13 protein-coding genes are annotated in these 15731 nt (G+C 50.1%); 8 read left to right on the top strand and 5 right to left on the bottom strand.

All coding sequences use genetic code 11. From position 1 onward, the window contains the following. Positions 1–98 precede the first annotated feature (98 nt). Entirely contained in the window at positions 99–1142 is a 1044-nt protein-coding gene (locus FE848_RS17135) for an ATP-grasp domain-containing protein (RefSeq protein ID WP_200205075.1), read from the bottom strand. Between the two features lie 199 nt (positions 1143–1341). Here FE848_RS17135 and FE848_RS17130 point away from each other — a divergent pair, with 199 nt between their 5' ends. From FE848_RS17130 to FE848_RS17120, 3 genes are all read left to right on the top strand, one after another. Next, positions 1342–2802 (top strand): malate:quinone oxidoreductase, encoded by a 1461-nt coding sequence (locus FE848_RS17130; RefSeq protein WP_200205074.1) that lies wholly within the window; start codon positions 1342–1344, stop codon positions 2800–2802. A 65-nt stretch (positions 2803–2867) separates the two neighbouring features. Continuing rightward, positions 2868–3794 (top strand): pirin family protein, encoded by a 927-nt coding sequence (locus FE848_RS17125; protein ID WP_200205073.1) that lies wholly within the window; start codon positions 2868–2870, stop codon positions 3792–3794. A 163-nt stretch (positions 3795–3957) separates the two neighbouring features. After that, positions 3958–4494: a porin family protein gene (locus FE848_RS17120; RefSeq protein WP_200205072.1), complete on the top strand. Its 537-nt coding sequence runs from the start codon at positions 3958–3960 to the stop codon at positions 4492–4494. Between the two features lie 341 nt (positions 4495–4835). On the opposite strand, the gene FE848_RS17115 is transcribed toward FE848_RS17120, so the two are convergent. Together FE848_RS17115 and FE848_RS17110 are read right to left on the bottom strand one after the other, a co-directional pair. After that, complete coding sequence (locus tag FE848_RS17115) at positions 4836–5576, bottom strand: DUF2971 domain-containing protein (RefSeq protein WP_200205071.1); 741 nt, start codon at positions 5574–5576, stop codon at positions 4836–4838. Positions 5577–5785: 209 nt separating this feature from the next. After that, positions 5786–6640 carry a WYL domain-containing protein gene (locus FE848_RS17110; protein ID WP_200205070.1) on the bottom strand — a complete coding sequence of 285 codons (855 nt, stop codon included), beginning with the start codon at positions 6638–6640 and terminating at the stop codon, positions 5786–5788. A gap of 95 nt (positions 6641–6735) precedes the next feature. Here FE848_RS17110 and FE848_RS17105 point away from each other — a divergent pair, with 95 nt between their 5' ends. From FE848_RS17105 to FE848_RS17085, 5 genes are all read left to right on the top strand, one after another. Continuing rightward, positions 6736–8181, top strand: a complete 1446-nt coding sequence (locus FE848_RS17105) for a Wadjet anti-phage system protein JetA family protein (RefSeq protein WP_200205069.1) — start codon at positions 6736–6738, stop codon at positions 8179–8181. Continuing rightward, positions 8181–8819 (top strand): DUF4194 domain-containing protein, encoded by a 639-nt coding sequence (locus FE848_RS17100; RefSeq protein WP_200205068.1) that lies wholly within the window; start codon positions 8181–8183, stop codon positions 8817–8819. Before FE848_RS17105 ends, FE848_RS17100 begins: the two co-directional genes overlap by 1 nt. Further along, positions 8806–12240, top strand: a complete 3435-nt coding sequence (locus tag FE848_RS17095; protein ID WP_200205067.1) for an SbcC/MukB-like Walker B domain-containing protein — start codon at positions 8806–8808, stop codon at positions 12238–12240. Before FE848_RS17100 ends, FE848_RS17095 begins: the two co-directional genes overlap by 14 nt. Then, positions 12221–13420 (top strand): Wadjet anti-phage system protein JetD domain-containing protein, encoded by a 1200-nt coding sequence (locus tag FE848_RS17090; protein ID WP_200205066.1) that lies wholly within the window; start codon positions 12221–12223, stop codon positions 13418–13420. Before FE848_RS17095 ends, FE848_RS17090 begins: the two co-directional genes overlap by 20 nt. A 131-nt stretch (positions 13421–13551) precedes the next feature. Further along, positions 13552–13896 carry a DUF1778 domain-containing protein gene (locus FE848_RS17085; RefSeq protein ID WP_200205065.1) on the top strand — a complete coding sequence of 115 codons (345 nt, stop codon included), beginning with the start codon at positions 13552–13554 and terminating at the stop codon, positions 13894–13896. A gap of 148 nt (positions 13897–14044) precedes the next feature. Here the strand turns inward: FE848_RS17085 and FE848_RS17080 are convergent, their stop codons facing one another. Both FE848_RS17080 and FE848_RS17075 read right to left on the bottom strand, forming a co-directional pair. Next, entirely contained in the window at positions 14045–14650 is a 606-nt protein-coding gene (locus tag FE848_RS17080) for a hypothetical protein (RefSeq protein ID WP_200205064.1), read from the bottom strand. A gap of 2 nt (positions 14651–14652) precedes the next feature. Then, positions 14653–15630, bottom strand: coding sequence for a DUF4747 family protein (locus FE848_RS17075; RefSeq protein WP_200205063.1), 978 nt, complete (start codon positions 15628–15630; stop codon positions 14653–14655). Between the last annotated feature and the right edge of the window lie 101 nt (positions 15631–15731).

Raw genomic sequence — 15731 nt, 5'->3', positions numbered from 1 at the left:
TGGAATTAGCGAAGGAAACATGCACCAGCAGTAGGTGAAGCATCAACCAGATAATCCGATGAGATGCCGGTCTGTCTCACTCTCATGCAAAGGTAAGATCAACCATTTAATCCGCTTACCCCATAAAAGAAGACCAGTCCCCAGTGAGTCCCGAAGGCTGCCCGGTCAGGAACTGTCTCTTCTGTTGGAGCCACCAGTTCGTGGGACTCGAAGTAGGGGGGCTCAATGGTTTCTTTGGGCATTTCCAGCTTGCTAACCACGCGGCGCCTTGGGTACACGCCGAAGCAGCCAGCGTAACCTCTCTCAATAAGCTCGAAAGCCTTGAACCCGGGCGGGCGATAGGCAACCTCACCAAAATACATTTCGCCATCTGCGGTGACAAAGTACTCGGGGTGAATCAGCCCGAACTTTATCTCGAAGGTTTTGATGAGTAGCTCGATTTGCTTGGTGATCGCATTACGCCAGCTCTCGAGTTGTTCGGTCGCGGGCACGAATACCGAGTAGCCTAGCGTCACGTATTCGGAAATATTCAGGAACTTTATTTTGCCATCGTGAATCCACGCCTCAACGGCAAACTCCCAGCCATCCAGGTGACTTTCCATAAGCAAGGGATATTCTTCGGCCGGAATGGAGTCGATTTCTTCAATCTTTCGGATCATCCTGTGGCCAAGGCAGCCCGCCTTGTCGAAAGCTTTAACGTGAATCGGGTCATCAGGGTCGCCGTCTAGCTTGAGCAATGTCTGATTGACTCGCTTCATAAAGCGAACAACGTCGTCTTTCTCATGGGCCTCTTCGAAGATCCCTACACGAATACCGCCAAGCTGGGCGCGACGTTTCATCAAGGATTTATCCCGGAAAAGAATGGACTGCCCAAACATACGCGGGCTATCGAGAAGCACTGAGTTGATCGCGCCGGACCACTCGACGGTTTCTTCAAATAGCGGTATTGCAACGTCTACGCCTTCCTCCTTTAACCTTTGCGCAATCTCAAAGGATCGATCATTCAAACGGAGAAAATCCCAGGGGATGAAAGGTATCTTGTTTGCGGTACAAAAATCTGCGGCCCATTCCGGGGCAACCACGATATAGCGGCGATCAAACTTTTGCGCTGCCTTGATGGCGTTGACACTCCAACCGAGCAGGGCATTATCACCGTTTGTCGAATTTGCATAACGCCAGTGTGTCTTTCACTATGATTCAATAGAAAGGGGAGAGCTGCCTATGGTTCCCGGGGCAGACGTTGAACGTGCAATAGAGCTTGGCCGTGCCAGTTGGGCAGTGGGTTATGAGTAAAGCTCGACTGACTGACATCAGAAACATTGAAATTGGCGGATCGACATCATGAACATAATTATCATTGGCGCAGGGATTATGGGTACCACCTTTGCCACCCTGGCAAAGGAGCTGGCGCCCGATCTCGACATAACCATTCTGGAAAGGCTCGACAGCGCTGGCGCTGGTAACTCGTGGGCATTCAACAACGCGGGAACCGGGCACGAGGCAAACTGCGAGCTAAACTATACGCCTGTGGATGGCGAAGTCCTTTCCGTTGAAAAAGCCCTGAAAATCCACGCCCAATTCAACGTAGCCAAGCAGTTTTGGGCTTATCTGGTTAAAAAGGGGGCCATCAATCAGCCTACAAGCTTTATCAATCAGACCAAGCACTGCACCCTTGTTTCCGAGTCAGCCATTGATGAATTGAAGTTGCGGTTCCAGGAAATGTCCGCGCACCACTTTTTTGAGCAGATGCGTTACTCCGATGACTTCGACGAAATCAAAAGCTGGATTCCCCTGACAATGGACGGCCGCCCTCGCCATGAAAAAATGGCGGCCACCGTTATTGAGACAGGCACGGACGTTAACTTTGGCTCTTTAACAGAACAAATGGCGGCCTATGCGGTGGCAAATCTGGGCGTTAAAGTCGAGTACGGCACTCATGTTACACGGGCTCACCGGAGCCCCACCGGGCGCTGGGTTATAAACACCAGTAAAAACGGGCGAACTGTTCAATACCGGGCTGATGTGCTTTTTGTAGGCGCCGGCGGTGGGGCGTTCCCGTTACTGAAAAGAAGCCATTTACCATCCCGGAATCGATATGCCGGCTTTCCTGTTGGCGGTAGATTTTTGCAGGCCGAAATCAGCGAAGAACAGGCGCAGAATTACAAGGCAAAAACCTACGGAAGAGCCAAGGTTGGGGCGCCTCCCATGTCTGTTCCGCACTTGGATTTACGGTCAGTAGATGGCAAATACTATTTGCTGTTTGGACCATTCGCCTCGTTCAAACCTGCGCTCGAGAAGGGTCGTGGATTTTTTGACTACCTTACCTCAATCCGGCTGCACGACATTCCCAGTTTGCTTAACGTCGCCATGCGACACTCCCACTTAGTCAGATACCTGATTTCAGAAACCTTTAAAGGTGAAAAAAGCCTGTTTGAAGAGTTGGAAGACTTTGCTCCCGGACTAAGCAAGAGATTTGATTGGAAGGCTATTGAGGCTGGCCAGCGGGTACAAATCATTAAAGATCGCGACTTGCAGATGGGCACTGAAATTCTGGTATCCAAGGATAAATCCTACGGTACATTACTGGGAGCCTCACCGGGCGCATCGGTTTCACCGGAGGTAATCTTGCGTTGCCTGGAACTGATGTTACCGTCTGTTTTTTCAAAAGAAGATGTGCAAGCAAAGAAAAAACGGATCTTTCCCGAGGATAATCTCGACGCTTTGATCGCTCAGCCTGATCGATACCGGGAGATTCGCGATGCAGTTAATAGCCAGCTGGGAATAACCCAGTCCGTGAGTTAGTAGAACCAAATGCACAGGTGAGGGCGGCCACACTTGGCAACTTTAATTTTTACAGGAGATTAGTAATGAGCAATCTTACGAAACGCCCGGACGAAGCTTTCGACCAGGAGTGTTCGGAACCTGCCGGGTGTAAGGAGGTTGAGCTATTGATTGAACCTCGCGACAGGGATTTGGGCGGTTTTTCAGTAAGACGCGTGCTCCCAACTATTCAGAAACGTATGGTTGGTCCCTGGATATTCTTTGATCATATGGGACCTGCGGAGTTTGCCGCCGGTGACGGCATCAACGTGCGACCACACCCCCATATCAACCTGGCCACCGTTACATACCTTTTTGAAGGTGAAATTCTGCACCGGGATTCACTGGGAAGTCTTCAGCCCATTCGCCCAGGCGACGTTAACCTAATGGTTGCAGGCAAAGGTATTACCCATTCTGAGCGAGAGCGGCCAGAAATTACGGCAATAACACATCGCCTGCACGGTCTCCAGCTATGGCTGGCGCTGCCTGAAGCAGATGAAGAGATCGACCCGGCTTTTTATCATTATGCGAGCGCTGACATCCCTCGGGTTGATGTAAACGAGGTGCCCATTCGAGTCATTATGGGCAGCGCTTTCGGTAAAACGTCGCCAGTGAAAGTGTTTGCAGACACTCTTTACGTTGAAGCACATCTGAAGGCCGGGCAAAGCATCAAAGTGCCAGATGCAGACGAGCGTGCAGTTTACATCGCTGCAGGCGAACTGCGCGCCGGAGACACGACAATACCCGAGTTCGCCATGGCAGTGTTGTCCGATAAACCTGGGCTTGAACTAACTGCAACACGCGATGCCCGCATTGCGATTGTTGGCGGTGAGAACCTGGGCAAGCGTTACATGGAATGGAACTTTGTTTCCAGCCGCCGCGAACGCATTGAGCAAGCCAAGGCCCAGTGGAAAGCTCAGACGTTTCCAAAGGTGCCGGGTGATGAGGAAGAGTTTATTCCGTTGCCGGAGTAGTGTTGGGTATCGAGCGTCAGCAAGCAAAGAGAGGGCCGAAGTCAAGGTTAACGGAAGGTTAAAACGCCGTAAATTTGGATTTCATCTATGGCTATCACACATTTGATGGGTCAGATTATAGGGAGATGGAAAACAACGCTGTTTATTTTGAGGAGAAGTGCTGATGACTATTAGAAAAAACTTGCTGATCGCATCTATTGCTACCGCTGGTATCGCTACGGCAGGCACAGCATCGGCCGCAGATATGTACAAGTCTGGCGTTGGAGCGCTGTATGCAGGGCTGAACTACACCTTTATAAACATTGACGGGCGACTCGCTGACGCAGACGTTGGAACTCTGTCGGGCAAAGTTGGAGTAATGGCAAATGAATATGTTGGCCTGGAAGCTCGCGCCGGCTTTGGTGTAGACGACGATAAAATTGCCGGAGTTGATGTAAAGCTCGACAACTTCTTTGGCGGCTACGCTACCTTCAATATGGTTAATGAAAGCCCGTTTACGCCATATGCAGTTCTCGGTTTCACTCGAGTTGAACTTGAGGTTGGTAATCGTTCAGACGATGAGTCAGATTTCTCTTACGGTGCCGGCGTAAACTTCGAGATGGCGCAGAATCTGTCCGGTAATCTCGAGTATATGCGCTACTACGATGACAGCGACGTTACCGTAGACGGTATAGGCCTGGGTGTTCAGTTCAATTTCTGAGCCAGCCTCGCAACAAAGCCCGTGCGCCCAAAAGCCACGGGCTTTTTTTTGGTCTCTGGTTCATGGCACAACATAATCAATTTAACTTATGCGCGGTGTAGAGCTTCATAAGCTGACATGCCAGCGATGAAATGACGTTAAATCAATTAGATGGAAGACATTCTGGCCGATTGAGTTCATCGTATTGTTCACTAGCCGAGTTTGGACTACTTTTCATGAACCAACGGATCAGTGTGAGCGCTGAACGAACGCCATCTGGTTGTTTTTCGGCATCAGTACAAAAGATCGATGTTTCGGCGAGCTTTGCGTTAGACCTCGAGGCTTTTCTCAGCAACAGAATTTCAATGCGGGAAGCCGGGGATCTCAACCTCAAAATTGGTTCGTGATGCCTTCGCACGGTAAAGCTTCACATGTGCAAGGGTGGGAAATTCATTTAAGTCCGCTACTGCCTGCTTCAGTACTTCGAAATCACCGTCACTCATCCGCATCCCTGCAATCACACAGTTTAGAGTACGGTCACGGTCATAAGCATGAATTCCTGGCCCACGATCGATGTCTATAACGCGCTGCTCTGCTTCATACTTCCAATGTTCGGACTTCGTAAGCAGAATCTTTTTCATTTGGTCGGACTTTGAATCACTGCCGAGATTAACCATGGGCCTTTTGGAGGTGTATTCGACTTTATAAGGGAGGAGATGAAATCCATGCTTCTTCAGGTCTTCTGCTACTAACCCCTCAACTCCAATGCGGAAACCAACCACGAAGCCCTTGTGGAAATCGGCATAGTGAGACCACATCAAGATGTCAGCTGGGTTGGAGGACAAACTCACAACACCAACATCTCGAAGCACCCCCGATCTCCACTCCCCGGAATGCATTTTTGCCTTGAGAGCTCTTGCGGCACGGTTCCTATACTGACTCCGTTGAGCAGGAGAGAGCTTCCTCTCAGCTGGCGTAACCGGAGTACCGAGTGCTCGTTCGATAGCATGGCTCGTTCCGCGCCGAATTTCTTCCAGTGAGTCTTTGTAAAACGGGTGGCAATCGAAGGGATCATTAAACTCGAGTGGATTGGTATACTTCAAGGTCCCCTCCGTTAAGATGCAGAGGCTACCCGAGTCGAAGGGTATGTATTTGTAACACATTATTGGATCATTGGCGTTACTTCGATCCGGCATGGCAGGCCTCGCAAATTGGTTGCTTGCTTTACTGGGCTCAAAAGTAATGCCCAGAGCACTATTAGATTAATATGGAACGGATTAGTGGGTAACACGGCTGGCTAACGCCGTCTGCGCTATAACATTTTATCGCTGGAGCCGCCCTTAATTTCGGGAAAAAGGTGGCGATTTACTTCATCAACGTTCAAAAGTTCCAGCTGATATCGCGGAGGAGTCTCGATCTCTGCCAGAGTCGCAACTTGGAGATCCTGTAAAACGTAACCCGCAATTGCTGCACGAACATTCAATCGCCTTGCAACAGCGCCCTCGAAATATTCATCTCTGACGAGTCGAGCCTGACCTTCATCCAGATGGCGGTGAGCACCAACTCTTAGGTCAATCTTTGTTTCCCATTCTGAATCTTCAGGAAGAGAAGAGGGCCTGGTTTCGGTGGAAATTTTAATGGAACGGATACGGCCCACGTTGAAATCCCGATAGTCTTCTCGAAGGCCACACCAACTTCTCACATGCCAGCGTCGATTCATTCTGACAACCGTGTGAGGGTAAATCACCCGTTCCTGGCCGTCTGGGTGCCTCATGGATCGATAATTAATTTCGAGCCCGAGGCCTTCTATACATGCTTTCCTTAGAATCGCGACCGTTTCTGGATGCGGAGTCAAAAACGTTGCCCTGGCATCCTCAAGCCATTCGCCGACAGACTCCTCCCTGAACTTTACCTGCTCAAGATAATTGTCGAAGTCCGGAACCCCGTGACTTGCCACCTGTTGTCGAGGTACCCAGCGCTTGTTCTGCGTATCCAGCTCGAGTCTGTCGGGGAAAGTTTCTCTGAATTCAGCGATAAGCCTACTTGCGCGAACCGATGTGAGTCCAAGCAGTTTCTGAATCCGACTGTTCTTTAGCTCTCCTTCCCACTTGAGGAGGGTCGCAAGAATTGCGAGGCGCTCATGAAAAATCTGGTTTCCTTTTGCCATAAGATAGATTCTATATTAAAGTATATGATAAATTAAAGTATAACATGACTTGATGAAACCTTGTATGCTGATTATGGGCGTTTGGGGAGGAAAATTTGAACGTCAAACTTGGACTGTTTGATCGATTACCGAAGGACATCTTTCGCCCACTCGCTTCTGCCAACAGGGAACGCTATTGGGCTCTTTTACTTCGGTTGCATGAATCATTTTTTGGCCCAGACGCCGGGCTGACTCCAGAAGATGGATACGTTCAAAGGACGATCACCTATGAAATCGAACGATTCATATTGGACTGCGATGACTGGGTCACGGAAGATGGACAGCCTCTTGATACTCCAATTTCGGTACGCGCCAATATGGCCCTTGAACGCCTGGTGAATGCCGGCTGGCTTCGAGAGGAGCGAATCGGCGTGAGAACCATGATCGTTATGCCGCCCGTCGTCCAAAAGTTTTTAGAACAATTACAACAATTTGCAGAAGAGGGACCCAAACGAGTCGGCGGCAAGGTCCAGTTAATATATAACAGCTTGCTAGCGATCGAACGTGCCCCTAAAGAGCAAGCCGGAGTTCTACCGGAAGCTGCGAAAGAAGCACGAAACCTGGTTGCCAGCCTTGGTGGCACCAGTATCCGGGTTAGAGAGATCATGGAGGCGCTGGTTCAACATGAAACAACGGGCGCTTTCGTAGCCCACTTCTTCAAAGAGTACATCTCAAGCGTCTACATCCAGGATTATCAAGAGATCAGAACCAATAATCACCCTTTGCGCCATCGACACGATATTGTTCGCATAGCCACATGGTTGCGAGATGATGCAGAGACCAGAGTGGTGATGCTAGAGGAATATCGCCGGCTGTTCAGCTTGTCAGATCTCGATGATGCGGCAGTACACTTCGAACGCGATATTGGACGTCTGCTTAAGTTTCAACAGATTCAGCTTTTGCTAGATCGATTGGACGACAGTGTCACGCGGGCAACAAGGCAAGCATTAGCCTTTATTCAATACCGACTTCGCACCCCAGACCGCATCGAGCAAGCCATTGAAAACACAATCGAAACACTGATTTCTGATCCCGCCAGTGACAAATACATACTTACGCCGTTTGCGGCAGGCCCATTGTTCTCTGAAGAGCAATTGCGTGAGCCAAGAAAAGTCCGCAAAGATCCAGTCATTTCGCCAATTCGTTCCGCCGTCATGACACCAGAGCAAAAAGCATTATCGGATCTGAGGCGCGAAATGCAGCGTGCGAGACAAGTAACCCGGCAAGCTATAAGAAATTACCTCCGGGAGAACGGCCCAAGCGAACCCGGGCAATCCCTCAGCTCTGAAGACCTATCCATAAGGACGGTAAACGAGTTCCTTATTTTCCAGGAATTGTCCCGAGCATCGTTTCTGAGAGAACGAATTCCAGTCGCCTACCACCGATCAATACCGCTACTCCGAGATGTCGAAGGTTACGAGTTTTCGCTGACAGGTGAGGTCTGCGTAAACGAGTACCTGGAGGTGCCTCAATTCAAAATCCAAAAGGCAAGGAGTCGCTGATGCCGAGGACATGGGAAAAGATTGCCAGCGAAGACCCAATCTACAATGCAGAAGACTATTTCGCTGATGCTCTCTATCAGATCGTTACAGAACAGGTGCTGTATCAGTCTGATCTGAGGCAAAGAACCAGTTATGAGGTCATTAGGCGCCACATCAGGGATTTCCGAGAAGCTCTCGCTCTCTCAAAACTCGAACTGGTTATTAACGACGATTATCGCTATTGCGCCGCCATTCCTCGCGATACGCGAAAACAGCCCCTTTCCTTACAGGAAACCCTGCTGATCCTGGTGTTAAGAAAAATGTATCACGAGCGTATTTCAAGGGGAGAACTGGAACAAGGGCAAGCGGTTATCGAAATTGAAGAGCTGAAAACCGCATTTCGAGAACTCACTCATCGGGAGCTACCTTCAGGGGCGGGTGAGATCAAGGAGCTTGTGGCTAAGATGAAGCGTTTCGGCATGGCCAAGGCCGTGCCTGTGCAAGAGGGATCATTACAACCTTTCGACATCACAGTTCTACCGGCGATTGTTGACTTGGTTAACGAGGCGGCAATCAATCGGCTAGGCGCATTCGTTGGGGCCCAGTTGGAAATCGAGGAATCCGACGATGACACGGAGTTAGACGATGAAACGCCTTGAGAAAATAAACCTGGTCCAGTTCTTTGTTTGTGATGCCGAGGAGATACCCATAAAAGGGCATGCTGCTCTATTAGGCGCTAACGGAACTGGAAAAACAGCATTATTGGACGCCATTCAGATAGCAATGCTCGGCGCTGACCGGAGATACCTGGCCTTTAATGCCCGCAAGGCATTCAAGGCCAGTAATCGTGATTTGCGGTCTTATTGCCTTGGCGCGTTCAAACCGGATGGTGATGAGGAATCCGGCATCATTCGCCGGAAACGTGATACCGCACATACGTACATCACTCTCGTCTTTCGGGATAGTCGTACTGCTGAACCGATTTCTATTGGCGTGGCAATGACAGCCTCGATACAAGAGACGACTCACCGAGTTAAAGGCCTCTATGTTGCCAACGGTGTGGCACTTGGCTTGAATGACCACACTGAAATCGGTGCAAATGGTGATAAACAACCTCTTCCGTGGAAAGACTTTGAAGCGCGATTACGCACCTTGTCTCGCAATGCTGGCAGGGAGCAGGGTTTAGAAATCACAGATCAGCCGGAAAAACACATCCGGGCGCTTTTACATGCCCTTCAGCCCAAGGGCTTCAGCATTGACCCTCACGAGTATCAAAAAGCCTTTAAAAAATCGCTATTGCTTAATCAAGTAGAGAACGTCAGTGACTTTGTTCGTGATTTCTTGGTTGATCAGGAGAAAATCGACAAAGATAGAGCAATGGCGCATATCAGGGAGTTTCGGCGACTTCAGGACATCATCGAAGAAGTTAAAGACCAGATCGAAAGGCTGTCCGGCCTTGAACGACAGTACGGTGTCGTTCAGCGCGAGCACAAACGCTCTGCCACCTATGCCGCTCTACAATCAACCTACGAGGTGGAAAGCGCGTGTGAGCGTCAGAGCGCCTGCGACGATCGATTAGAAAAGCGGCGCAGTGATCTTACCTCAGTAAAGGCAAAACTCGGCGAGCTTGACTCACTCATCGAAAAAACAGAGCTACAGCTCCAGAGCATATACGAGGCTAAAAGTGGGAGTGCGGTTGCGCAGCAGCTTGAAAGCAACCGCAAGGTCCTAGGTGAGCGGCAGCAAGCTCTCGGATATTCGCTGGTTGATCTTCAGAAACCTATCAACGGAATGAAAACAGCCCTTGATGGCGTTGTATCCAGTTCCCACATCCGGTGTGATCGAGCGTCAGTAAACAGGCTCATAGAACGGCTGGAAGCTATTGATCGAAGGGAGCCATCAGCGCAGTCACTGGAAGAGCTTCAGTCAACTAAACGTGCGATTTCCGAATTCGTCGATCAGACAGATCAGGAGCTCAATCGTGCTGTGAGCGAAGCGCGCGAGCAGGCCCGGCAAGCGACAGAATTATATGAGGCGGAAGCCGGCAGTATTGCAAACGAAAGGCGTGGCGGCGTCAAGCTACAAGGAGGGCCCGGCATTGCCTTTGCTGCCCTTCAAAACGCAGGAATAGATGCACGTCCAATCTGTGAACTGATTGAGGTTTCGAAACCGGAATGGCGGCCGGCTATTGAAAGCTATCTCGGTCGGAATCGTTTTGCTTTGTTGGTTCCTGCGGGGGAGGTAGACAACGCTGTTCGACTTATTCGAGCACCGGGTAGGCGCATCAGTGGAGTTAAAATCGTTCAGCCCGAACATCTCGATGTGAAAAAATGGGAAACGGTAAACGAATCGTTGGCCGGCAACCTGGTTGTAGGAGACGACCCCGTCGCTGTGGCCTTCGTCAGACAGTTGCTCGGCAACATCAAGCAAGTAGACACTGAGGAGGAGCTAAGGCGATACCCGCAAGCTCTGACTCAAGACGGTATGTTGAGCAAAAGCGGGTCTACTGAATCCTTGGACCTGAGGGGTGAACTTGTACTTGGCCGCACTGCGGGCCCTGTTGACGAGGCATACCTGCAAAGACGTCTTGATGAGGCTGGCAGGAAGAAAGTTGAGGCAGTCGGTGCGCTTGAGCGCCTTGAAAGCGTTCTACACAGCCTGAAATTGGTGGGTGGCGCCGAAAACGAGGACTTCGGGGTGCTCGTTGAGCGAGTAGCGCAGCATCTCACCAATATTTCTGAAACAGAGCAAGCAATTGAGCTTCTCGATACATCGACAATCGATACGCTAAATTCAGAGGAATCTCGACTCAAAAAAGTAAAAGAGGATACCGGCAAAGAATCCGGCGAACTTAATCAGCGCCTCGGTCAACTGACCACTGAAATACAAAATCTCGAAACCTCCAAGAATCGAGCTATTGAAGACGAGGAAAATGCGAGGGCGGCGGAGCGGGAGCTACGTGCCTCCCCTGATTTCGACCCCTTGCTGGCAGACCAGCTTCGTCAGGATTTAGATGAGGACCAGACCGGAATTGAGCGACCTTATCACCTGCGGGTCCAAGCCTGCATTGAGAAAGCTGAACACCACCAAAGGCGAGCCCAGAACAGGTACTTAGCGGCTGCTACAGAGTTTGCAGCTTATATTGATCGATATGGCGTTCAACTTATTGAGGAGCGTTCGGATTGGCGAAAGGCGTTGGCCTGGATTGAGCTGAGTAAAGCGCATCTGGTTGAAGCTCAGCTTCAGGATTTTCTGGATGAGGCCCAAGCAGCGCAGGAAGTTGCAGAGGAATCCTTCAAAAGGGATGTTGCGTTCAAACTTCGCGAAGGCATTGAGCGCATGCAAGGCAATATGAAGGCTATCAATAAAATCCTTGATGCCTGCCCTCCGTTCTCAAACAACGAGCGTTATCGGTTTAAGTACGAGGTGGCCAAACCATATAAGGAACTCCACCAGTTCATAATGAACTCCGCGTCTGAAGGCGCTTCGGAAGACCTATTCTCTGATAACGCAGAACTAAACAGCCGTATACTGGAGTTCTTGTCCGAAAGCCACGATAAAGACGTTCAGGCCCAGAAATCCCCGCTGGATGACTTCCGGTTGCTGTTTAATTTCGACCTCGAGATTCTTGAAGATGGGAAACCATTTAGTCGATTGAGCAAGCGAATGGGAACCGGGTCGAATGGTGAACACTTGACCCCGTTCTACGTGATTGCTGCCGCTGCACTGACCCATGCCTACCGCATCGACTCTTCAAACCGGGGAGGTGGAGCGGCGCTCATGTTATTGGATGAGGCTTTTGGTGCAATGGACGATCAAAACGCTGTCGCTGCCGCTCGCTTTATGGATGGGCTTGGATTGCAAATGATCATGGCCGCGCCAAGCGCGGACAACGCGAAACTGAGCAGCTTCACTGACACCATCTATGAGCTAGAGAGATTCGGGCCAAACCTGTTTTTCCATAGGGAGACAATTACCGACCAGGGACATGCGCTATTACGCTCGGACATGCCCAGTGAGCACCCCGAGCTCGTTCAGCAGAGAATGTTGGAGTATGAGAATGAACACAACCCTGGCTAATGAGGCTCTAGAAAAACTATGGGGGCGAGGTGATCGGGCAACACTGAAGGGCAGTGACAGGCAGCCATCGCTGTCACTGTCTGAGAATAGTTTTCCGAAGTACTTCACGCTGCCCTCAGCGAGCGCCAAATCCGACTTTCACGCCTGCTTGAGAGACGCGGAACGTAGTGGGGCAATTGCGATCGAGTGGGACCGTAGGGCTGGCTCTGATGGACAAATAAAACGACTTGTTCTGTCATCCTTCGCACAACTTACAGCTTATCTAAACCGGACATCTACGCAAGAGGTCATCAATCGAGCGTTCGCTGAATTGATACCCTGGGCCGATGATGAGCGAGTCGCTCATCTAATTGATCGTTGGAAAATTGGAAAATCCCCCCGTGGAATTTCGAGTGACCGCTATGCCGATGTAGTTGATGCTTTGAAGGTCATCGATGATCGTCAAGGAGAAGCGTTTTTGGATGAATCGGTCCGCAGGGTAAGTGCTCGTTTGTTTGGTGATTCCAAACGCATCGAGAAACTTGTGCCCATCATCGATCTCCTTACCACTACGGAAGGGGACTCCATTGCCAGGCACCCCGAAGCAGTTCTTGCTTTCATAGGCTTGAAAAAGTACCCAATACCGTTTCTTGTGGCAGGAGTCGGAGCTCTCATACTTAAAGATCAATCTGGGGGCACCACGACCGCCCCAGTTCCTTATCCGTATGTCGGCTATGAGCCACGTGTTATACGAGGGTATGTTGGTTCACCAAGCTATGTGTTGAGCGTTGAAAACCTAACGACTTTCCACGAGCTCGCAAACAATAGAGCCGGAAAAGTAGCTGGGCTCATTGTCTATACGGGTGGATTTCCAAGTCCTTCCGGAATCAAGGCCTATCAATTTGTGACGAGTGAGGTGCCACCGAGTACACCTATATACCACTGGGGCGACACCGACCTCAGCGGGTTTCGAATCGCGGTGCAGTTAGCGGAAGCAATAAAGCCCCAATCAAAACGACTTTTGCTTTGGAAAATGGGCGAGAATGTTACTGGCACCAGCTCCTTGAGCATGACCAGTGCCGATCGAGAGAGAATTCTACAGCTATGCCGTAACTGGAAGTGGGATTTGGCTGAGCGAAATCTTTTGGGCGGTAGTCCTGCAATCGAACAAGAACTACAGAGTTTGGTTTTGCCAGCATGAATTCTGCTGGGCGGCTCGTCTTCGATAGCCAATTACGTGGCCAAGCACGCATTGTGACTCCGGAATTACGACCATAAATCTCTCCCCTTTATACCGGGGCCCTTTTGATCTCAGTCTCCGCTGGACGTGATATGGTAGCTAACGCAGACACCAACACGGGAGGAGGGATATTCGTGACCCAACGAGACACTGAACTGTTGTTGAAACTGTCCCCCGAAAATGAACAACTACTTCGACGAGCTGCTGCATTGGCAGGATTTGAGTCGCTCTGTGAGTTTGTTCAGCAAGCCGCGGTGGAAAAAGCCATGAAAATTCAGGAGGCCGCCGAAACCATCACCCTGGATAGTGAGTCTTTCGACGAATTTATTGCTGATTGCGAATCTCCGGGGCATCCGAACAACGCTTTAGAAGCGGCGATTCAACGCCGGGTTACCGAAAAAGCGAAGACGGCTAGGGCACCCGGAAGGGGGATATAACTTCGACCGAAACGGCAGTCCGAAAGGGAAGCCCGCCTCAAACGACTGATTAAATGTTCAGCTTCAACACGCTCCTTAGCTTGGTGGCACCCACAGGAATGATTGGATTAGGTCCGTCACTAACAATCCTTTCAGCAACCTGAGACTGCTATTTTCTCCGAATTCTCGATAGTAGCTTTTGTCGATCAGACGAAGCATGCCGTTTCGTTTTCTTAAAGCGAGCGGCAAGTGCTGCGGCTGCGATGACTCCGATAAGGTCGGAGACTAGTGTCAGTCCATAGAGAAATACGAAAAGCTGGAGAAAATCTTTTACCGGCGACGAAATCAAGAGCTCAAGTACGGCTGAGACGACAATCCCGAGCGCAAGGTAAACAAGGGGATACGCCATATCGGAAATCATCATTGAGGAGCCCAGCCCGGATTTTGCTCTTCTCTTGTCCAGAGCCCCCATTAAATCGTCTGGAAGTACAAATATCAGCGCAAAGACGCCAATACCAAAACCAAGAAGCGACGGAAATACACTGCTAACCAATCCATGACTATCCAATCTATCCAGGTCTCCGGTCATATGGAGATAGAGTCCACCAACTGAGGTCAGCCCTGCAATGATCGCCACCGGAACTACAAACCGATCAAGCCATAAATCGAGTGGGGCCATCTTCACAAGATATTTCGTCTCTCCTCTGCCAACGTACAGATTGAGATATCTCAAAAAGACACCCAAGATCGGGATACCTCTCAGCCATCTAGGCATGCTCAGATTAGCTCCCCACCGTTGTTTTGGTCATCATTGTTTGCGGGCCTCACTCCGGTTTGCTGGAGTTCGCGATTTACATCGTCGGCGACGGCAGTCTTACTCCACGCTAGGCGGATAGAATGGAAAACGCGGGCCATGAAGTTCCGGTGAATTTCCTCTTTAGCTGGGACTAGCTCTTCTTTGACTGGATAATCACGCATGTGATAGTGGTCCCACTCACCGTCGTCAGTCGCGTAGCTCACATCGGCATTTCCATACTGCGCGGCGATGACCAGCAGCGGCTTGGCCATGTTGGAGAGTCCATTCATTGCCCCCTTTCTCGCCGGCTTTTCAATATGAGTCACTGAATGAACGCTTTTTTGTTTAAGGTCTTCTTCAGTTACGCCTGCATTGCGAAGAAGCTCTTCTTCTAACTCTTCCGAATTCGAGAAAGTTACCTCGATCGCCACCCTCTTGAACTTTTGGGCAGCAAAAACCTTTGAAAGCGATTCTGCGGAGGTGAGTTCCTGAATGTGTAACTGATGGTTAGGATGCAGATCGTCAACAACAGGCCTGAGAATATCGATCAGAGCATCAATCAGGGGCTGTGCGCTAGGTAAGCCCTTGGATAGCTGAATCGCCAACGTGTGGGTGGCATAATCGAAGGCGAAGAGATAGTCATATCGCTTGCTTGTACTGCCCTCGTTGCCTTCAAACTCATCCTTGCCCGTGTAAAGGTTTTGAACTTTTTCGACTTGGTCATACTTGAGAAACTCGCCGTAGGCGAACTCATCGAGGACGTTGACCTCGAAAGGGGCAAAATGGAAATCGTTCCGTAATCTGCCTGCAACTTTCTCAATTGCGCGCGCTCTCTTGGCGCCAATAACTCGGCTTCGGAGATCACTAAAAACTTGTTTGTAGCCTTCTGATCCCACCTCGCCGAATTTCTGAGTATCAACGGCCAAGAGTTGAACGTTATAATATTTAAATACAGCCATTTTTTTTATTTATTCCTTCCATCAAATACGTAAAGGCAGAAGGTAGACCATTCATGCCAGTGGCAAAAGTAAGATTCGAAGACCAGATTGAGTCAGGGCCC

Origin of the sequence: Marinobacter sp. 1-3A (assembly GCF_016597775.1) — a bacterium.
Classification (GTDB): Bacteria; Pseudomonadota; Gammaproteobacteria; order Pseudomonadales; family Oleiphilaceae; genus Marinobacter; species Marinobacter xiaoshiensis.
Note: the sequence above shows the minus strand (reverse complement) of the source record. Positions and strands in the feature narration are given on the sequence as shown.

Coding starts and splice junctions, on each gene's coding strand:
- FE848_RS17110 (WP_200205070.1), bottom strand. CDS start 6,640: ATGGCAAAAGGAAACCAGATTTTTCATGAGCGCCTCGCAATTCTTGCG.
- FE848_RS17090 (WP_200205066.1), top strand. CDS start 12,221: ATGAACACAACCCTGGCTAATGAGGCTCTAGAAAAACTATGGGGGCGA.
- FE848_RS17075 (WP_200205063.1), bottom strand. CDS start 15,630: ATGGCTGTATTTAAATATTATAACGTTCAACTCTTGGCCGTTGATACT.
- FE848_RS17080 (WP_200205064.1), bottom strand. CDS start 14,650: ATGCCTAGATGGCTGAGAGGTATCCCGATCTTGGGTGTCTTTTTGAGA.
- FE848_RS17130 (WP_200205074.1), top strand. CDS start 1,342: ATGAACATAATTATCATTGGCGCAGGGATTATGGGTACCACCTTTGCC.
- FE848_RS17085 (WP_200205065.1), top strand. CDS start 13,552: ATGGTAGCTAACGCAGACACCAACACGGGAGGAGGGATATTCGTGACC.
- FE848_RS17095 (WP_200205067.1), top strand. CDS start 8,806: ATGAAACGCCTTGAGAAAATAAACCTGGTCCAGTTCTTTGTTTGTGAT.
- FE848_RS17125 (WP_200205073.1), top strand. CDS start 2,868: ATGAGCAATCTTACGAAACGCCCGGACGAAGCTTTCGACCAGGAGTGT.
- FE848_RS17100 (WP_200205068.1), top strand. CDS start 8,181: ATGCCGAGGACATGGGAAAAGATTGCCAGCGAAGACCCAATCTACAAT.
- FE848_RS17120 (WP_200205072.1), top strand. CDS start 3,958: ATGACTATTAGAAAAAACTTGCTGATCGCATCTATTGCTACCGCTGGT.